At 45.4% G+C, this 20260-nt stretch carries 18 protein-coding genes; 8 read left to right on the top strand and 10 right to left on the bottom strand.

Annotated features, from left to right (window positions below; all coding sequences use genetic code 11):
• Positions 1-189 precede the first annotated feature (189 nt).
• From QUA44_RS24215 to QUA44_RS24225, 3 genes are all read left to right on the top strand, one after another.
• Positions 190-1314 (top strand): redoxin domain-containing protein, encoded by a 1125-nt coding sequence (locus QUA44_RS24215; RefSeq protein ID WP_333253429.1) that lies wholly within the window; start codon positions 190-192, stop codon positions 1312-1314.
• A gap of 108 nt (positions 1315-1422) precedes the next feature.
• Complete coding sequence (locus QUA44_RS24220) at positions 1423-2871, top strand: trypsin-like peptidase domain-containing protein (RefSeq protein ID WP_333253427.1); 1449 nt, start codon at positions 1423-1425, stop codon at positions 2869-2871.
• Positions 2872-3101: 230 nt separating this feature from the next.
• Complete coding sequence (locus QUA44_RS24225) at positions 3102-3719, top strand: pre-peptidase C-terminal domain-containing protein (RefSeq protein WP_333253425.1); 618 nt, start codon at positions 3102-3104, stop codon at positions 3717-3719.
• A 456-nt stretch (positions 3720-4175) separates the two neighbouring features.
• Here QUA44_RS24225 and QUA44_RS24230 read toward each other — a convergent pair whose 3' ends face one another.
• Positions 4176-4364 (bottom strand): chlorophyll a/b-binding protein, encoded by a 189-nt coding sequence (locus QUA44_RS24230; RefSeq protein WP_333253423.1) that lies wholly within the window; start codon positions 4362-4364, stop codon positions 4176-4178.
• Between the two features lie 94 nt (positions 4365-4458).
• Entirely contained in the window at positions 4459-5475 is a 1017-nt protein-coding gene (locus QUA44_RS24235) for a succinate dehydrogenase/fumarate reductase iron-sulfur subunit (protein WP_333253421.1), read from the bottom strand.
• Between the two features lie 241 nt (positions 5476-5716).
• Here QUA44_RS24235 and QUA44_RS24240 point away from each other — a divergent pair, with 241 nt between their 5' ends.
• The gene (locus QUA44_RS24240; RefSeq protein WP_333253419.1) at positions 5717-5959 is read left to right on the top strand and encodes a hypothetical protein; all 243 of its coding nucleotides are present in this window, start codon (positions 5717-5719) and stop codon (positions 5957-5959) included.
• A gap of 265 nt (positions 5960-6224) precedes the next feature.
• Here QUA44_RS24240 and QUA44_RS24245 read toward each other — a convergent pair whose 3' ends face one another.
• The 7 genes from QUA44_RS24245 to QUA44_RS24275 form a co-directional block, all read right to left on the bottom strand.
• A complete protein-coding gene (locus tag QUA44_RS24245; RefSeq protein ID WP_333309977.1) occupies positions 6225-7055 on the bottom strand; it encodes an ABC transporter ATP-binding protein in 831 nt (276 codons plus the stop codon).
• 179 nt (positions 7056-7234) lie between these two features.
• Positions 7235-8275: an iron ABC transporter permease gene (locus QUA44_RS24250; RefSeq protein WP_333253416.1), complete on the bottom strand. Its 1041-nt coding sequence runs from the start codon at positions 8273-8275 to the stop codon at positions 7235-7237.
• A complete protein-coding gene (locus tag QUA44_RS24255; protein WP_333253414.1) occupies positions 8272-9303 on the bottom strand; it encodes an iron ABC transporter permease in 1032 nt (343 codons plus the stop codon). Before QUA44_RS24255 ends, QUA44_RS24250 begins: the two co-directional genes overlap by 4 nt.
• A gap of 228 nt (positions 9304-9531) precedes the next feature.
• Positions 9532-11313, bottom strand: coding sequence for an ABC transporter ATP-binding protein (locus QUA44_RS24260; RefSeq protein WP_333253413.1), 1782 nt, complete (start codon positions 11311-11313; stop codon positions 9532-9534).
• A 27-nt stretch (positions 11314-11340) separates the two neighbouring features.
• Complete coding sequence (locus QUA44_RS24265; RefSeq protein WP_333253411.1) at positions 11341-11742, bottom strand: DUF1636 family protein; 402 nt, start codon at positions 11740-11742, stop codon at positions 11341-11343.
• Positions 11743-11746: 4 nt separating this feature from the next.
• Positions 11747-12715 (bottom strand): iron-siderophore ABC transporter substrate-binding protein, encoded by a 969-nt coding sequence (locus QUA44_RS24270; RefSeq protein WP_333253409.1) that lies wholly within the window; start codon positions 12713-12715, stop codon positions 11747-11749.
• A 14-nt stretch (positions 12716-12729) separates the two neighbouring features.
• Entirely contained in the window at positions 12730-15663 is a 2934-nt protein-coding gene (locus QUA44_RS24275; protein ID WP_333253407.1) for a TonB-dependent siderophore receptor, read from the bottom strand.
• 239 nt (positions 15664-15902) lie between these two features.
• On the opposite strand from QUA44_RS24275, the gene radC reads away from it, so the two are divergent.
• Both radC and QUA44_RS24285 read left to right on the top strand, forming a co-directional pair.
• Positions 15903-16634 (top strand): RadC family protein, encoded by a 732-nt coding sequence (radC, locus tag QUA44_RS24280; RefSeq protein WP_333253405.1) that lies wholly within the window; start codon positions 15903-15905, stop codon positions 16632-16634.
• A 317-nt stretch (positions 16635-16951) separates the two neighbouring features.
• Positions 16952-17290 carry a DUF1815 family protein gene (locus QUA44_RS24285; RefSeq protein ID WP_015176985.1) on the top strand — a complete coding sequence of 113 codons (339 nt, stop codon included), beginning with the start codon at positions 16952-16954 and terminating at the stop codon, positions 17288-17290.
• A gap of 830 nt (positions 17291-18120) precedes the next feature.
• Here the strand turns inward: QUA44_RS24285 and QUA44_RS24290 are convergent.
• A complete protein-coding gene (locus QUA44_RS24290) occupies positions 18121-19167 on the bottom strand; it encodes an endonuclease/exonuclease/phosphatase family protein (RefSeq protein ID WP_333253400.1) in 1047 nt (348 codons plus the stop codon).
• A gap of 252 nt (positions 19168-19419) precedes the next feature.
• Between QUA44_RS24290 and QUA44_RS24295 the strand changes: the two genes are divergently transcribed.
• Complete coding sequence (locus QUA44_RS24295) at positions 19420-19902, top strand: DUF4079 domain-containing protein (RefSeq protein ID WP_333253398.1); 483 nt, start codon at positions 19420-19422, stop codon at positions 19900-19902.
• 231 nt (positions 19903-20133) lie between these two features.
• Positions 20134-20259 (top strand): hypothetical protein, encoded by a 126-nt coding sequence (locus QUA44_RS24300; protein WP_333253396.1) that lies wholly within the window; start codon positions 20134-20136, stop codon positions 20257-20259.
• Position 20260 lies beyond the last annotated feature (1 nt).

The raw sequence follows: 20260 nt of genomic DNA on the forward strand, positions 1-20260 counted from the left end.
TTTTGGCTGGCATACATTATAACTCATGATCGCTTATCTTATATTTATATTATACAATCTAGCTGCGTATCAGCTTATACACAAATAAAAGCTAATATTTTTTCAAAATTATTTTGACATACCGAATCTGTGGAACTAATCAACAGCATAATAATCTAAATATAAAATCCCAAATCTTAAATCAGCAAGATGCCATTACTCGAAATAGGAGATCCGGCTCCCTGGTTTTCCGTCCCTTCTACAAATAACCCCTTATTTCATTTCTCGACCGTTGGCGGCCGGCGAGTTGTGCTGTTTTTCTTTGCCAGCGCAGCTTTTGAACAAATCCAAGTTATCCTCAAAAGCTTTCAAGAGCTTTCAGAAGAATTCCAAAGCTTGCAAGTACCGCGGTTCGGAGTGAGCGTTGACCCAGTAGACAAAGAGCAAAACAGACCGACAACAATTGCTCCGTCATTCATCTTTTTCTGGGACTTGGATAAAACAGTCAGTCAGCAGTACGGTGTTTCCCAAGATGTCGAACAAAATGGAGTGGCCGGAGTTCACTATGTACCGCAAACTTTTATTCTCAACGAAAACCTTCAAGTAATTAATATTTTGCCGATGGGTGAACCGCACCAACACGCCCAGCAAGTATTAGATTTTCTCAAAACTTTGCCCCCTATGGAGGAAGCCCGAGCAGCCACTCGCCACGCCCCGGTGTTGGTAATTCCTAATGTTTTGGATAAAGCATCTTGCCGCAGTTTAATCGATATGTACAAAACTTACGGTGGCAGTCCGTCGGGCTTTATGAGGCAAGTGGACGGGAAAACTGTTGGTCTGCACGACGACACTTTCAAGAAGCGCCGAGATTTCTTTATTGAAGACCCGAAGTTACAGCAGGGATTGAATGCGATTATTTTGCGCCGGGTGCGGCCGGAAGTAGAAAAAGCTTTTCAGTTTACAATCACTAGGTTTGAACGGTATTTGATAGGTTGTTACGATGCTGACAGCGGCGGTTATTTTCGGCCGCACCGCGACAACACTAGCAAAGCTACGCTGCACCGCAGGTTTGCGATGACGCTAAACTTGAATGTGGGAGAGTACACGGGGGGATTTTTACGGTTTCCAGAGTACGCGCCGCATGGTTATAAAGGCGATTCTGGCACGGCGATTATTTTTTCGTGTTCTTTGCTGCACGAAGCGACTCCCGTGATTAGCGGCCAGCGTTTTGCTTTGCTGTCTTTTTTCTACGGCAATGAGGATGCTGCGGTACGACAAGCTAATTTTAAGTATTTAGCTGCTGATTCAGATTCCCGAATTGCAGAACCGGCATGAGGAAGGTCACTACCGCTGTGCAAGTCCTAAAATAATTACAGAAGGTAGTTAGCGGTTAGCCACAAAACCTAATTCCTAGCTACCATCGCTAAATAATAATCGATCGCCATGAATTTCAAACTTCTAAGTTTAGCAGTATCGGGAATTTTAACGGTTGGGGTTGCAACCAGCGCTACTGCAGTTGTTACGACATCCCCTGTGCGACAATCAACAGATTTAACGGAATTTAACTCGGTGCATTCCCAGGGTGCGATCGCCCAAACTGTCGAAGAACAAACCAATATTCGAGTCTACGAAAAGGCTAGTCCGGCGGTTGTTACCGTCGATACAGATAAATCTAACGGCAGTGGCACAATTATCAGCCCCGACGGCATGGTGTTAACTAACGCCCACGTTGTTTCGGCAGGCGGTACCGTCAATATCATTTTGTCAGACGGCAGAAAACTTGTCGCCGATGTCATCGGATTCGGCGAAGACGGTCTAGACTTAGCCGTGGTGAAGATTCGCGGTCAAAACAATTTGCCCACCATTCCTTTAGCCCGTCCAGGTTCGATAAAAGTCGGGCAACAAGCATTTGCGATCGGCAATCCATTCGGTCAATTTCAAGGTACTTTTACAGTCGGAATCGTCAGCCGCATCGACCAGCAGCGGGGCTTAATTCAAACCGACGCCGCCATCAATCCCGGCAATTCAGGAGGCCCACTGCTCAACAGTTCAGGAGAATTAATCGGCGTCAATACTTCTATTTTTACTCGCGGTCGGGGTGGAGGTAATATCGGTATCGGTTTTGCAATTTCCGCAGACAAAGTACCGGCTTTCCTGACAGCAGTACGAGAAGGGCGAGCTCCCCGCGTGGCTCAAGCCCGATCGCCCTTTGGCAACAAATCACCTCAAAAAGTTGCGTTAAACGGGCCCGCCGTCAGCGGCCTCCTCACCGAAAAGTCTAGCGTTCTACCCACTGACAACAGCTTTTTTGAACTCTACTCCTTTGATGGAAAAGCGGGCCAGCAAGTCACAATAGAAATGAAAAGTCAAGAAATTGACCCTTATTTAATTTTGCTCGGGCCCAACCAGCGCGAAATCGCACAAGACGATGACGGGGCCGGCAGTAAAGACGCCAGAATTACAGTCAGGCTGCCTGCAGACGGGACTTACACGTTAGTGGCCAATTCCTACCAAGCTAAGCAGTCAGGGGCTTATACGTTAGAACTGAAAGCGAGTGCTCCTACCGCGCCTTCTCGGGCGATTTTGCAAGAAGAAGGCGCTTTAGTCGCAGGCGGCCCAGTATTGCCGTCTGACAACAGTCTGTATCGCGAGTATACTTTTGAAGGTCGATCTGGTCAGTCTGTAGCCATTTCCCTCGAAAGTACAGATTTTGATCCCTATGTGGCTATCTTTGGCCCTAACGGCCGATTAGTGGCAGAAAATGACGATGAGAGCGATTCGACTAAAAATTCGTTTCTGACCGTTACTTTGCCTGCTACGGGTCGCTATCGCGTAATTGTCAATGCTTACGATGCTTCGGGCCGGGGTCGTTACACTCTAACAGTCCGGTAAAAATGGGGAAAAAGGTAATGGGTAATCGGGAATAGGTAATTAGTCGAATTATTCTGCTTCCTGCTTCCGTGCATCCATTAAATCTTGTACAGTGCTCCTTGCCAAACTTCCTTCTTCCATCCGTTAAATCCTTTACACTTATCCGTTGCCGAACTTCCTTCTTCCATCCGTTAAATCCGTTACAGAATCCGTTGCCGAACTTCCTTCTTCGTTGCAAATCGAGGTAATTCATGCGTCAAGTTAGATTTTGGGCGATCGCGCCAATTGCTCTGGTAGCTACTTTTTCTGGCAAGCCGGCTATCTCCCTGTCACTTTCAAATTCAGGTGTTGCTAACAGCAGTTCCACCCTCATTTCAGCAGAATTTCCTCAAAATTTAACTGATGCGAAGCCTGCTGACAAGGCTGTTTTAGCTCAAGCAAGCCCCAACCCGTCGCCATCACCACAGAGTTCGCCAACTCAGAGCCCAACTGTAGAACCTTCGCCGAGTCCTGATGCGGGTTCATCTAAAGTCCTTTTAGAGCAAAACGGAGAACTCACCCCTGCTAAGTCTTCTGTACTGCCTTCGGACAGCAGTTTGTACGACGAGTATACCTTTGAAGGCATTCAGGGTCAGAAAGTGGTTGTTACCGTAGAAAGTACCGAGTTTGATACTTATCTCGCTATTTTCAACTCTCAGGGCGAGCTACTTGCAGAAAATGATGATGCGACGCAGCAAAATTCCAATTCAGAACTTACTGTTACCTTGTCTGCGAACGGTCGCTATCGCGTCATTGTCAATGCTTATGATCCGCCTCCAAAAGGTAGAGGCAAGTACAGTTTGACCGTCCGCGAAACAACTGGAAATTAGTTTGAACGAAACTTCGGAGTCAGGGCACGGCATTGCCGTGTCCCTATAATTCAAGGGCGATCGCACTACAAGCAACTACTATCCACTTTGGTAAATTCATCTGTTTGTATGCAACTATAAATGTTATAGTCTTGCGCTTATAATTTTATAATCTGTATTTCCAATAACTCTTAAAAAGAGAATGGAAGCTGAAATATAGATAGGGCTTGCTGAATAGAACTACAAGCTATGACTGCCAAGGGTTTCAAGATTTTTAAACACAAAAAAGTGCTCTCGTTATGACGTTTTTTGGCTCAAAATCCTTGGATTTCGGTGGAAAATTGTGGAGTAAATTTGGGAACCCATCTCCGAATCTCCCATTTTTCAAGCTGTTTGGCACCTAGATTCGATTTGTGGGCTTTTTCAGCAAGCCCTAGATATTTTTTCAGCTTCCATTTTTAATTTATTTTGATTAATTTAACGGAAACCCAGCCAGGTAAAAAAATCCTGGCGGGTGAAGAATTCTAGCAGCAAAAGTCCCACGAATCCCACCATGGCAAATCGTCCATTAATTTGTTCGGCGTAGGCATTCCAGCCAAAGGCTGGTTCTGGTTTTAGAGTATTGGGAGTTGTCGGTTTTGGGGAGGGAGGGGTTTTAGCAGTCATTTAAAAGTTTTTAGTTTCGTGTTTTGAGTGATGACTTTTGGGAAGCTTTGCGATCGCACAACTTGTAATTTACCAGGAAAATGACAGCCGATCGCTAATCTGCTGAGTTTTCTAAACTTTGAACCGATTCGATCAGATTTCGCACGGTTTCGGTACCTTCTGAAGGCTCAAAAAACAGCGGGAACTTGCCCCGAGCGATCATTCTCAAACCCAACGGGCCCAGACTCAGCAAACCTTTAACGTCGCGGAAGTAGTTTCCTACTACTTCGATGCCAAATTTGCGCTCGTCTATCCAGCCACCTTCTTTGACGAGATCTATTAAGACTTTGCGGTGGCGGATCGATCGACTCGCTTGGTCGTCTTTGCGATCGAGAATCTCTTGTTTAATCTTACCAATTTGATCCATCGGCGCGACTTCCATCGGACAAACCGAGTTGCAGTAGTAACAGCGGGTGCATCCCCAGACGCCTGCGGTACCTTCGTTGTATTTTTCGAGCCGATTTTCGGTTTCGCTGTCGCGGGAGTCGGCGATCGTGCGGTAAGCTTTGGCGAGGGCGTGGGGGCCGACAAATTCCGGGTTGACTTCGCGGGCGTTGCACTCAGAATAGCACGCGCCGCAGAGGATGCAGTTGCCGGTTTGGTCGAGTTTCGATCGCTCTTCTGGAGTTTGCAGAAATTCGCGTTCGGGAATTGCTCGCGAAGCGGTGCTGACATAGGGTTCAACTGCTTCTAGGTTGTCCCAAAAACTCGTCATGTCAACAACCAAATCTTTAATTACCGGCATATTTCCCATTGGGGCGACAGTAATTTCTGGGATAAAGTCGATCGGCTTTTCTGCTGAGCTGGACTGGGCTATTTTGTCAAGTCTTGCGAGTTCGCTGCCCACATTTTCTTTGCAAGCTAATGCCGATCGCCCGTTAATTCGCATAGAACAACTGCCGCAAATGGTATTGCGGCAATTTTTGCGAAAAGCTAAAGTCCCGTCCTGTTCCCACTTGATGCTGTTGAGACAGTCGAGGATAGTATTGCTCTCTTCCACGTCTAGGGTGTAAGCGTGAACGCGGGGAACCTCGTTTTGATTTTGGCGGACTACGTTAAAGCGGACTTTCATATTTTGAGTGAGGAATTTAGTGTCTATTTTAAGCTAAATTTTCGGCTTGTTTAAAAAGCTCTTATTTTTTAAACAACTACCTAAAGTAAGAGATTTAACCATTATTTATTATTGCTTGATAAGAGGCAATAAGTCCAAAGTCATAAGTTCTAAATTATAACTTTTTTAAGCTGATTTTTTGAGATGTTAATTGGATATAAAAGTAATAGATCGCTGCAGTTCGCGAGTCGGAGGTGCTGTTATGTCCAGCTTGTTTGTATTAACTTTCATGTTTTCGATGCCGGCCTTTTGTCTGGGTCTGGTAAATCCTCAATGGGTGGGACTGGGTACTCGCAGGCGATCGGCTGCCTTGTACGGCGGGTTGATGGCAGTTTCGTTCGTTTTGCTTGGGGTAACAGCACCTAAGCCGCCGCAACCTGTTTCCTCGGGGCTGCTGGCCTCGACAGAATGGCCGGAATTTAGGGTAAGCGCACCTTTGCGCTGAACGTAGCTGCGTGTTTACTTCAATTTTCTGGCGCAGTTAGGAGCAATTTTACCAAAACTTACGCCCGGTTGGGGCGATAAACCTAGTTTTTTAAGGAAAATACTTGGTTCTACTCATTTACTGCGGTTAAAGAGCGGATTTGATATAAAAACCGATCGCACTGCTAGCCAGATAGAACGATCGAGTCTGATTCAAAAGTTATCGGGAGATCGTGGAGTGGCTGAATCAGACTTATCAGTCGTTAGCCTACATTTTTGTTCCATTGCTACTCGCACGCGTTTGTTTCCGAGGAAATTAACTTCCCCTTACGTCCTATCGGCACACACATTGGCGTACCCAAAATTGGGTCAGGAATAATACGACACTCTAACTCAAAAACTGAGAGTATCATCTCCTCAGTCATTACCATTTTCGGTTCCCCAGCCGCAAAAATCTGACCATCTTTGACAGCAACTAGATAATCAGCATAACGGCACGCCTGATTCAAGTCATGCAATACCATCACAATTGTCCTTCCCTGACTTTGGTTCAACTCATACAACAAATCTAAAACTTCTATCTGGTGCGCCAAATCCAAAAAAGTAGTCGGCTCATCCAAAAGTAAAATATCTGTATCCTGTGCTAGTGCCATTGCAATCCAAGCTCGCTGTCGTTGTCCACCAGACAAAGTATCTAATGCTCTATCTGCCAACTCCAGTAAATCTGTAATTAAGAGTGCCTGTTGCACAATTGTTTCATCTTTGGCTGACCACTGCTGCAACCAATTTTGATAAGGGTAACGTCCTTGTGCTACCAAATCTCTGACTGTTAACCCTTCCGGTGCTACTGGCCCTTGAGGCAAAATACCCAACTGCTGCGCTACTTCCTTGGTGGAAAGCTTAAAAATTGAGGTGCTGTCAAGATATACTGTACCGTGATATGGTTTGAGAAGTCTGGCCAGACCTCTTAACAAAGTTGATTTACCGCAACCATTAGCACCAACTAAAGCACTAATTTGTCCGGTAGGAATGGCCAAGTTTAAGTCTCGGATAATTGGCACACCATCATAAGCTAAAGATAAACCTCTGGTTGATAGTCCTTTCATAGTTGATACCATTTTGAATTTTGAAGAACACAGAAGGATAGGAGCGAGAATTTTTGATTTGGGGACTTCCAACAAATAAATTATCCAATATTGTGGGGTGGGCATCTTGCCCGCCCATAGCCCAAGGCGGGCAAGATGCCCACCCCACAAGAAATAATTGAGTATTTTTTTATTTGGAAGTCCCTTGTCCCTTATTTTTTGCGGTTCCGAATTAACAAAAAAAGAAAATAAGGAGCGCCGATAGCAGCAGTTACCACGCCACAAGGAAGTTCGATAGGTGCAAACAGCGTTCTTCCTAGCAAGTCTGCGACCACAACAATCACACCCCCTAACAATCCAGAAGTGGGAATTAACCCTTCATGATTTGTACCTACCAACTGTCTGCCTAAATGAGGTGCAATTAAACCGACAAAACCAATCATTCCCGCAGTAGCGACCCCTGCACCTGCTAAAGCTACACCCACTAGCACCAGTAAACCACGTTGCCATTCCACGCGAGTACCTAAACCTTTGGCGACATCATCTCCTAAGTTAAGAACGTTTAAATGTCTTGCCAATGTCAACGCCATCGGTACGAAAACAATCAACCAAGGTAAGAAGGAAAAGACTTGCTCCCAAGTGCGTCCGTAGACACTGCCAGCTAACCAAACCAAAGCATTACTAACGTCATAAATTTCCCCAAAGGTAATCATTAAACTGGTGAATGCACTGGCGATCGCAGACAAGCCAATACCCATTAAAATTAGTAAAATCGGCGAGCTACCGTTATTCCAAGCCAGCGAGTAAATTAAAATCGCCATTAGCAAAGCACCTGCAAAGGCTGAAACAGGCAATGTATAAATCGGTGCTGATGGAAATAGGACAATTACTGTCACTGCTGCTAAACTCGCCCCAGCATTGATGCCAATAATACCAGGGTCAGCTAAGGGATTGCGTGTGAGACCTTGAAAGATAGTGCCAGAAATAGCAAACGCCACTCCTACCATAAAAGCGACAAGGGTGCGGGGTAGCCGTAGGTTGTGAATCACGAAAGCATGGTCTGGGTTGCCTGTATCTAAACCTAAGACAGTTTTGACGATATCCCAAGGTGAGATGGGATATTCACCCCGCCCTAGATTCATCACCATCGCCACTACAATTACTACTGCCAAACATACCAGCATCAGTGGTACGCGTCTGTCTATGCGAAAAGATATCGCTTCGGAACGAATGACTAGCCAATCCAACTTCATTTTTTCACCTTTGACTTAGCCAAGTAGACAAAAAAGGGCGCACCAACCAGTGCTGTCATTATTCCCACAGGTAATTCCTGGGGTTTAAGTAATACACGGGCGGTAATATCTGCAACCAAAAGTAAAGTTGCACCTACCACTGCGGAATAAGGCAAAATCCAACGGTAATCAGCAAAGATGAAAAATCTCACGATATGGGGAACAACTAAGCCGATAAAGCCGATCGGCCCGGCAATAGATACGGCACTTCCCGCCAGTAAAACAACGCTAATTGCCGTGATGATTTTCACCCAAGCTGTTTGTTGACCTAAGCCTTTTGCTACATCTTCACCGAGACTCATGGTAGTAATTTGTCTGCCAAGGGCAAAAGCAACGACTAATCCAAGGGCGACGAAGGGCAGTGCTTGCAAGAACATATTGATATCGCGCCCAGCCAGTGAACCTGCTAACCAAAATCTAATTTCTTCTAATGTTCGTTGACTGACGATCAGGATAGCAGTAGTCAGGGAAGAAATCAGAGCCGTGAGCGCCGCGCCTGCTACTGTGAGATTCAATGGTGTAGGCCCTCCTTTTCCTAGAGAACCAAGGAAGTAGACTAACATTGCTGTGACTCCTGCACCCAAAAAGGCCACAATGGTTAAAACATTTAAGGACGAACTACCAAAAACAAAAATTGTGGCAACTACACCCAATGCAGCCCCCGACTGAATACCTAAAATACCTGGATCTGCTAAGGGGTTGCGTGTCAAACCTTGCATTAACGCTCCTGATACTGCCAAGGCTGAACCTACGAGTATAGCAATGAGCGATCGAGGTAATCTCACTGTCTGAATAACTAAGTGATCGTAGGAACCATCAAAGGCAACAAAGGATGTCAAAATCTTTTCTAGAGGTATTTCTGCTGCACCTAACGTGACACTGTATACCAAGCAAATCAACAAGATAACCAGTCCCAAAACCAGACCAGGTAAGGGTGATATTTGAGGCTTTTTCCATTCTCTATACGATTTTGTGAACCCTTTTGTCATTTTATGCGCTCTCTCAACAATTAACTGTTTATTAGCCATCAAATTGAACGGGGACATATCCAATTACTGGGTGTTGTTGTAGCCTTAAATTGTAGGTTGGGTTGAGGAACGAACCCTCCGTTCCACTCCGCCCAACATTTTTCGTATATTTGTTGGGTAGCGCTACGCTTAACCCAACCTACAGAATAGTTTGAAAACACGCGCTAGCTGCATCAAATGAACATTGTTTTAATGCACCCCAGATTGTACGCGCCACAAACTGGCATAAATTCCATCAAGTGCTAGTAAGTCCTCATGCTTACCCTGCTCGACAATTTGACCATCATCCATCACATAAATACAATGACTGTGGCGAATTGTGGAAAGACGATGGGCGATCGCAATTGTAGTCCGATTTTGAGTAATCATCGCCAGCGACTTCTGAATCGCCGCTTCCGTCTCATTATCCACCGCAGATGTCGCCTCATCCAAAATCAAAATCGGTGGATCTTTGAGAATAGCACGGGCGATCGCAATTCGTTGTCTTTGTCCACCCGAAAGTTTTTGACCGCGTTCGCCAACGATAGTATCGTATCCTTGGGGTAGTTGCAGGATAAATTCATGAGCCTGGGCTAATTTGGCAGCATGGATAATTTCGTTGTGACTAGCATCAAAGCTACCATAAGCAATATTTTCTGCCACCGTACCGTGAAACAGAAACACATCCTGACTCACCCAACCGATACAGCGTCGTAATTCCCCAAGTTGTAACTCCCGAATATCGATACCATCAATTAGGATTTGTCCGCCTTGGACTTCGTAAAAGCGTAACAGTAGCTTAACTAGGGTACTTTTACCAGAACCCGTTGCACCAACAATGCCAATATTTGCACCCGGTAAAATATGCAGTGATACATCTTTGAGTACGTTGGTGCGATCGTTGTAAGCAAAGGTGATATTGTCAAGATGCGCTTCACCGCGTACTGTTTTTAACGGTAAAGGATGCTTCCCTGTGGGAATAGCAATGGGAGTATCCAACAATCCCATAACTCGTTTAATAGAAGCCATAGCCCTTTGATACTCGTCCATAATTTCGCTCAAACTGGCAAAAGGCCACAGTAACTGCTGGACAATAAACACCATGAAACCGTAAGTTCCCACAGTTAACTGATTATTCGCCACTGCAACCCCACCAAAAAACAGTGTGGCGATGAAACCGATGACAACCACTAATCGAATAGCTGGATAAAAAGCAGCAGAAAGAGCGATCGCACGGGCGTTACTGCGGCGATAGGCTTCACTGTCAGTAAGGACACGACCTCTTTCGTAGGTTTCAGCAGTAAAGCTTTTAATTGTGGCAATCCCTGAGAGATTATTAGCTAAACGACTATTGATAAATCCGGCTTTGTCGCGGACATCTGCATAACGGGGTGCGAGTCGTTTTTGGAATGCTAATGAACCCCAGAATATGAAGGGTGTAGGTAGTATTGCCAACCAAGCTACATTGGGGGCAATGAGAATAAATGAACCGCCTACAGCTAAAATAGTGGTGATAAATTGCAGAATACTAGCTGCACCAGAATCAAGAAACCTTTCTAATTGATTGATGTCGTCGTTTAATATTGACAAAAGTGTGCCTGTAGAGCTTTCTTCAAAGTAGCTCAGTTCTAGTTCTTGTAAATGGCTGTAGGCATCAAGGCGTAACTCATGCTGCATAGTTTGGGCGAGGTTGCGCCACAGGCGATCGTAAATAAATTCAGATAGTGATTCTAAAGTCCAAATTAGTAAAGTTAATAATGATAAGATTGCCAATTGTCCAATGATATTAGTAATCCCTATTTTTGCAATGATAGAACTTTCTTTTTCCACTACGACATCTACGGCGACACCTATTAAATAGGATGGTGCGAGGTCGAAGATTTTATTGAGGATGGTAAAGGTTACAGCAGTCCACACTTGAGGGCGGTAGTTTTTGGCGTAGTGTAATAAACGTAGGAGGGGATGCTGTTTGGTTAATGGCAAAGAGGTCATGGTAAATGCTGAATTTAGAGAAAATAATTAATGAGAATTACCTGGATTTTCATTAATTAATACAGGGGGTATTTGGGCGAAAATAGCAGATTCTAACAGTTCAGGAAGCTGTTTCCAAACTACAGTTCCTTTAGGGCTTTTGATATACAGTTGCATAAAATCTAGTAATGCAGCGGCACTTTCTCCGGGGGTGAGATTGACGAAGAGATAGGTGGGTTTGTCTGGACTGGCGACGGATACAACACAGCCATGATTGCACGCCCATAAACATCCGACTGGTTGAATTTCAATTTCATTATCTGGGAATTGTTCGGTGCATAAAGTGTTCAATTTGTCAAGTAAAATATTGCCGTCAAAAGGTGGATTATCTGGTCGTTTTTCAGAAGAACTGTGGCAGGATTTGCAGATGAAGAGGGTATGTTTGGGCATAGGTTTAGGGTGTGTTGACGAGGTATTTGTAGAGGTCATCAATGACGGCATTCATCGCCAGAACATCAAAAGCATACCAGTGTGCAGAGTCTACAAAATAAACCTGATTGTTCTGAACAGCCTTGAGTTGTCGCCACAAAGGTTTTTCTTGCAGCTTCTCTAAACTCTTTTTGGCAGCCTCCCCTCCCAGAGCCGAAATAAAAATAACATCACCATCTATATCAAACAAACGTTCCTGAGAAATGTTACTCTTCACGAAGAAATCTCCACTTTGTCCTGGTGGGCGTTGTAATTTAATATCGTTGAGAACTCCACTAGTAGGATGTTTATTCCCGTAGATAAACATTCCATAGGACGGATCTATGCTTACAACTGATACTTTAATTTGTTTTCGGCGATCGCCCAAAGCTTGTTTGAGTTTGTCAATCCGCTGCCAATATTCGCCTATTAACTGTTTACTCTCCTGTTCCTTATCTAACAACTTTGCAATGTCTTCTAAGTGTTTTTGCCAAGGAGGAGGTGGAGCAGGGTAATCTAAGACAACAGTAGGTGCAATTTCAGTTAGCGGTTTGTAGATATTTTGCAACCGAGTATTCGATAAAATTAAATCAGGTTTCAGTAGCAAAATCTTTTCCAAGTTTGGTTCATTGAGGCTTCCAACAAATTCAACTCCATCCACTTTGTCCCGAAGATACTTTGGAAAAGGCTCACCTGGAATCCATATATATGCAATGGGTTTAATACCCAATGCCAAAGCACTACTAAAAGTGCTCATCCATAGAGTCACAATTCGTTGAGGATTGCGAGGGATGCACGTTTTACCCATCACATGTTGCACGAGTCGGCAATTTTCCAATGGTTGCTTCAAGCTTGTAGCATTGTTGTCAATATTTCTGCTACAAGCTGAAACAAGTGTAAATGTCAAAACTCCCAATAACAATAGAAAAACCAGGCGGTGTAGAGAAAGTTTCATGGATATCTGATTACTCAAAACTGCCAAGAAATTGTACCCTGCACAGTGAATGGCTCACCAGGAAAAACAAAAAAGCTATCAAAGGCAGATTCAAAATAATCCACATTGAATAGATTCCTGATGTTGAGTGCTGCCCGAAATTGTTCTCGTTTGTAAAAGATGCTGGCGTCCGTCCGCAGGTAACTTGGAAGGGTAAAACTATTCTCTATATCTCCTTGACGTTCCCCTACCAAGAAGAAGCCTACACCCGCACCGAAACCTTTTAAAGAACCTTGTTGAATTTCGTAAGTTGTCCATAGGTTGAAACTATTTTCAGGTGCGAGTAGGCGATTACCGATAGGTAACGCATTGTCTTTGGTAATTCTGGCATCCGTATAGGCATACCCTGCAAAAATGTTCCATCCCGGTAAGATTTCGCCTGCAACATTCAGTTCAATGCCTCGACTGCGTTGTTCACCTGTTTGAATGGAGAAGCTTGGGTCATTCGGGTCAGTTGTCAAGACGTTGGATCGAGTTAAATCAAAGAGTGCAAGGGTTGTAGACAGTCTGTTGTTTAAGTCTGCCTTAATTCCAACTTCATACTGGGTTCCTCGTTCAGGCTGAAACGTACTGCCATCAGCAGCAATGTCAGTCACAGGGGTAAACGATCGACTATAGCTGGCATAAAGCGAAATAGGTTGAATAGGTTGATAGACAATGCCGACACGCGGGCTAAACGCATCTCCTGATGTGCTTGTTTCCGTGTTTGTCAAAAAATCATTGTCTGTCCGCTTAAAAGTGTCAAATCTCCCACCTAATAGTAACTTCAAATTCTCAGTTAGCGTGACTTGATCTTGAATGTAAATACCCAACGCATCTGTCACAAAGCCAGTAGCAGAGCTAGAGGTAACATTACCAAATGGCTGACCATACACTGGATTAAATACATCGAGTGGCGCGATCGACCTTCCAGTATTTGTGAATGAGTTATCAAATCTACCCAGATCAACTCCGAATACTACCTGATGCTGAATTGAACCTGTTGAAAATTTACCAATCAGGTCTGCTGCAAAGTTATAGCTAGTTTGATCAAACGTCCTGGCATTAAAGCCACGATTTAAGGTTCGATTATCAGGCTCAAGGCTAATACCAAATATTTGTTCTTGTGCAGCAGTGAAAGACGAGACTCGAAATGCGTTTCGCAGCGACAAACTATCACTGAATTGATGCTCAAGCGTATAGCCAATTCGATAAAGCTGTACATCAAATGGTTTAGCAAACGGTTCAGTAATAGTGCGGTTTAGTGGTATTCTGCCATTGGGATTTGGTAGTACCGTACCAACAGCGGGTAAACCTAGATCATCTCCGTTTTCTGAAGAGGAATACTCTCCTTCCACCGTCAATTTTGTTCGATCGCCGATCGCAAAACTCAAGACAGGCGCAACAAACACTCTTTCTGATTCTCTAAAGTCGGTAAAGCTGCCAATGTTCTGATAAGCTGCGTTCAGTCGATATAAAACGGTCTTAGAGTCGTTTAGCGGTCCTGATAGATCGACTGTGCCACGGTAGTAGTCATAGTTCCCGATCGTGGCACTGACCTCATAGAAGGGGTCGCGTAGAGGCTGTTTTGTAATCAGGTTGACAGTGCCTCCGGGAACGCCTCGTCCGAACAGCACTGAAGCTGGACCTTTCAGAACTTCGACTTGTTGAATGTGGGAAAAGTCTATTTGACGTGCGCCAATAGAATCTTGCAAACCATTTCTGAGTACATTTCCTTGATCGTCCCTGGTTTCAAAACCTCGAATCGTCAAAAAAGAACCATTGGCGAAGTTAGGAGGAAAGGTGTTAATCACTCCGGGGACATTTCTGATAGCTTCATCTAGACGGGTAACATTTTGGTCTTCCAGCACCTGACGTGGCACTACCTGAATCGATTGGGGAATGTCTCTCAAAGGTGTATCAGTTTTTGTCCCAGTCGTAGTATTCGGAACACGATAGGCATCTCGATCGCCCGTCACCACCAACTCAATCGGGTCATCCTGCTGCGCTGATGGTGTCTCCTCCGGTGTTTCACTCCTTGGCTTTTCTTCAGTTGGAGGTGTTTCCGGTGGCTGCGTCGCAATTGTCGCAGAAGTTATACGTTTCTCTGTCAGGTAGCTAAATGCTGTTTTGCCAAACAGTTCTTTAAATCCACGTTGCAGAGTGCGATCGCTCACCCCGACACTTTGCGCCAACTCCAGCAATGACGGCGGATTCTCCAAACGTGCCACTAAAATTTCCCTAGCCAGATGAATCCGGGCGATGGTGTCTGTCTTCAATCGCGGCGATGATTGCAGTCCGTGTTGAGCAGATAAGATGGGAGCTAACTGCAACGCCATTAGTTCCAACACCTTACCCTGTAAATACATCCGCTTTGTCATGCCCTGGAAAGGACAGTTGACAATTTGCTGTGCTACTCCCTGAATAGCCGCCGTAGTTTCCGGGTACAGCAAAGTTTGCCAATCATTACCCTTTGCCAACAGACGCAACTGCTGGGGAATTTCTCCTGTTTCATCGGGGAAAAAAGTTGCCAGCAAGTCAGGAGGCATATGAATGTCAACGCCCACGTGTCGAGATTTGGGGGATTTTGTAAGCATTTTGCGTTGAATACCGCTACCAGAAATACACGTATATCCTTCCCCTAACTGCCCCCCGTATTCGTCTATGACTTTGCCGGAAAGGAGAACGCAAAATTGCAGTGGGTGATGCCATTCAGGGATTTTATGTAGGACATCATCGTGATATTCACAGTCCAAAATCGCCAGCCAAAGATGAGGATGCACCTCAATATCCCGTATATAGCCTTTACCGAGTTGCTTGGGCATTTCACAGAGGATTTCAAATGGTTCTGGTTGTGGTGGTTGGAGGCTGTTGTGGTTAGCTTCTGCCCACAGTTCCCAATCCTCTTTCATCGTCAGGGTGATGGTCATGACTGGATGATATCTAAAAATTAATGAGATTAATTATCAATAATTTTATCGCGAATGGCGATCCGTTTAAGCTCGATCGAGATCGAGAGTTGATCGCTTGCGAAACGCTAGGTTAGATTTGCACGCGCCAACAGCCTCGGTTAATGATCAAGGCTTTTTTCGGTGATTGTACTGATTTGAAGATGGAAATCGATCGGCTAAACTGGTGTAATTGTTGAGCTTGCAATGCTGGTGCATCTATGACTTACAGCTTGAGAATTGTCGATTTGCCAACGAGTGAACGGCCGCGGGAGCGGCTGATGGCGGGCGGCCCGAAAAGTTTGGCGACTGCGGAATTGATTGCGATTCTGCTGGGTACCGGTCAGGGAAAAGGTAAACTTTCGGCTGTGGGGTTGGGACAATATATTTTAAATCAGTTGAGCCAGCACCAGCGCGACCCTCTGGCAGTGCTGCGGAATATTAGCGTTCAGGAGTTGACGCAGATTCACGGGATCGGGCCTGCTAAGGCGACTGGGATTTTGGCTGCGGTGGAGTTGGGCAAGCGGGTGTTTCAGTCGCGCCCGCCGGATATGGCGGTGGTTGACTCTCCGCAAGCGGCGGCGGATGCGCTGAGTCAGGATTTGATGTGGCAGTCTCAGGAGCGCTTTGCTGTGGTGCTGCTGGATGTGAAAAATCGGCTGCTGGGAACTCAGATAATTACGATCGGCACAGCAACGGAAACTTTGGCTCACCCACGGGATATTTTTCGCGAGGTGATCCGCCAGGGGGCGACGCGGGCGATTATCTCGCACAATCACCCCTCGGGAATTGTAGATCCAAGCCCGGAGGATATTGCTTTGACGCGACAGTTGCTGGCGGGAGCGCAGTTTTTGTCGATTCCGCTGCTTGATCACTTGATTTTGGGGAATGGCGATTTTCGGAGCTTGCGGCAGACTACGACGCTTTGGGATGAGTATCCGCAGGGCGATTGAACTTGTCTACTTAACTAATTGCATAGGTCTGATTAGTTATTTGTATCTTTGGTCTGTCTGAGGGCTGAAGCAGCCGTCTTAGCAGGGGGATTTTGGGGCTGGACTCCGTGAGGGCAGCTTGTTTTGATTGAATGTCGCTGCTGATACTTAGTTTCGATCGCAACTCGGTTAATCTAGTATAGGTAGGCTGAAGAGGTCGGTAATCCGATTTTTTTAGACCATACTAAACATATACTGAACCAGCACCTAAAAGCCCAATGCTTAAGAGATTATTAAATTGGGTGTAAAATAAACGGTGTGGTGATAGGAGGAGAACTGTGTTTCTGAGACTTGCAGAACAACACCGTAAATTCGTTCAAGATTTGGTAATGAACCTCCAAGCTTTAGCGATCGTGCTAGAGCATCGGGGTTATCTGGCATCCTGCTACACTTGCGGGGGTCAGATGAACAGTGCCTCATTTATGGTCAGTTTGACGGACAACCATCTGATTCGATTTTTAGTGTCAGATTACGGTATCACTTGGACTGAGATGCGGGACGACCGCGAACTGATGAAACTAGAAGGTGCCGAAGCGATTAATCAGTTACAAGAACTGGCAAATCTCGTAAAGTATCAAATCCAACCTTCGGAAGCTACTTTAGCGACGGCGCAGTGAGTGTAGCGATTGCACGGTTCCGAGGAAGGCGACGCAAGAAAGTCAGTGCTTGTCTGCTAAAACCGAATCCCCAGCGAGTTAGTTGAGAGGGTTCATTTATGTGCACAGCTATGGCTGCTCAACAGACAAGGGTGCTATCAGGGTGCCTTGAAACTGTTTAGCGATCAGTCGATCGAAGTGAGCCTGGGCAGACGGCATACTTTATGCCAGAAGTCTCAAACTTGGAACCTCTAGTTTTTTTCCCGAAGTAGATTCTCCCTTGAGAGCGATCAGCAAAATTGTAGAAGTGCGAATGCTCGTCGGCTGCGATGTTAATTTCTCACTTGGCCATTCAAAAGTCAAGGAATTGAAATTAACTTTGAGCAGGCAGGTAAAATTTAACATCCAGAGTGAGGATGAGGCTGTGAAGATTGGGGGAAAGGCAGACACAGGGCTATGGCATAGGGGCGATTCAGCAGTCAACTGAAAGTCGGTAAGGCTTAATTCGAGCCATTAGTCTGTGCTTGGTTGAAAACATCTTCCTTTGTCTAACATTCCCTGTTTGTATAGTCGCGAATTCCATGAAACTGTTGGCGAATCAATATTTGGTTTCTTTGGAGGGTTTAATAATGAACCTCCAAAACGCCAAGTACGCCAAAAAGGAAGAAGAAAGACGAAGAAGGATAGAAAAATTAATTGCGGGCAATTATCGGGACACGATCTAAGAGGGGGTGCGACGGGAGCAAATGTGAGGTGTCACCCTTCACGGATTCGCCAACAGCATCACGGCCCGGAGCTTAAATTGATACCAATGCCCTTGTGGTCGGCCCCACCAAAGTGTTCCCAACCCCCTACACTCGTCCAAATTCCGGTTGCATCCCCAGTTGGGCCGATACCGGCAGATGCTCTGAACCGATTGGCGGTAAAACCTTGGCTGATTTTGCCCCCCAGTGGTGAGAATACCAAACATAGTCAAGCCTTACCAGGGGAAAAGTTAATTTCCAGTTTAACTGTTTAACCAGTAAACTCAAATCCCATCCGTGAGGAAAAGTAAAGCCAAAACCCACTCCTGCTGTTCGGAAAGCATCTTGCATAACTGCTTTCAAATAATAGTAGTCTTGAGACTGGTCAGTCAGATTAAAGTCCCCCGCCGCAATAGTCGGCAGCGTTTCTTTCTGGAGTCGTCGCACTAAATCTTGAATTTGTGCCGGTCGGTCGCCGTACTCGTAAACTGGGATTTTGAGGAAAGGCAAAATTTTATGCTGGCGAAACCACGGTGGGGTTGTTGAAATATTATAAAGAACAACATCTTGCTGGTTCATTTGGATAATAGCTCGTTCCTGTGGTTCGTTCCCACCGGCTAGCCGTAACTTTTGGAAAGAGCGAATGGGATATCTGCTGAGAATCACATGGTATCCGCGCCCCAGGTGGTGCGGGTATAATACGGTCAACTTAGAGAATACTTCTGTGGCGTAATCCTCCTTAATTTCTTGCAAACAAATGAGGTCTGGTTTTTCTTCCTGAATTAGGTTAACCAAAGCTTGTGGGGAGTGGTGATGCCAGCCGAGGTTGAGAGAAAAAACCTTGAGCGTTGGCTGGGAGTCACTGATGTTCGTCGGCTGGGGAGAAAAGTAGGTGACGTGTAGCCAACCCAGCAGCCATATACCAGCCACAGAGGAAACAATCGCGAACCAGCGTTTCTTGATGAGAAAAAACCCTAGAATTGGCAGTAGGAAGATTGGCAAGAAAATCCAAGGAACAAAATCCCCCATCAAGGCAATCGGCCACAGCCTGTCCCAAAAGATCAATCTCAGAATCAGATAGCCGACAATCAGTGCTGAGTAGGCGTAGGCGAGCAGTTGAGTAATTCGCTGCAAAAATCGGTAAGGCTTAATCATAACGCGGTCTGCAATAGCATCCTCATTACTGTTGTCGGGACAAAAAACAGGATATTGTCAGCTCAAATTAACTGAAATGGCCACTCCCCTGCTGAGGCTAGGGAATACACTTCTTCTATGTGCGGCTCTTTTATTTTATACAGACTTCTGGCTGGAAACAGTGATTGAAAATCGCGATCGGTATATTGCTATTTAGAGTAAGTTGTTGGTTAAATCAAAATTAGCGATCGCGAAGTTAGGAATCTCAAGCAAATGATAAATAATCTCAGTGAACTACTAGAACCCATCGCCAGTCAATTTCGCAGTCTGGGAATTCCCGAACCAATTACCCATTGGGGACATCCTGTAATGATGGGGATCGTGATTGTAGCGATGGGCAGTTTTGTCGGGTATACGGGATGGCAGGGACGTTTGGCTGCCGATAAAGATGTCGCACTCAAAAGTCGATCGGATCACCGCAAGCTTGCACCGTGGATGTTTCTGTTTCTAGCTTTGGGCTATACAGGCGGCTTGCTGTCGCTGGTGATGCAGCACCAGCCAGTCATGGAAAGCCCGCATTTTTGGACGGGTTCGACAGTGCTGGTTTTACTGGCTGTTGGCAGCTTGATTTCGCTGACGGGTTTTGGGGGCAATAAGCTAGCACTGCGCGCGGTTCACGCTTATTTAGGCACGACGGCTCTTGCACTTATGGTGCTGCACGCGGCTTTCGGTTTAAAATTGGGGCTGTCTATTTAGATGAGGAAGAGGAAGGGGAACGGGAAGGGAAAGAATGTAAGGAAAGAAATTTTGCCATAACTTACGCATCGGTAGCCAGAAACCAGGTTTTTTATCGAAATACAGGGCGTTTAACCATTTATCCCGGTTGAAAAACCCGGTTTCTTTGGTGATGAGTGCATAAGTCCCGCATAGGTTTCCCTGAAATATTCCCCCTCTGATATCGTTTCCGGTTGCATCGGTATTGTTCAAATGCCCAAACAGTCAACAGTCAACAGTCAACAGTCAACAGCCAACAGTCAACAGCCAACAGTCAACAGTCAACAGTCAACAGTCAACAGTCATTCCGGTTCAACCGGAATTGATATGAATTACTAAT

This window comes from Microcoleus sp. N9_A2 (assembly GCF_036701775.1).
GTDB lineage: Bacteria > Cyanobacteriota > Cyanobacteriia > Cyanobacteriales > Microcoleaceae > Microcoleus.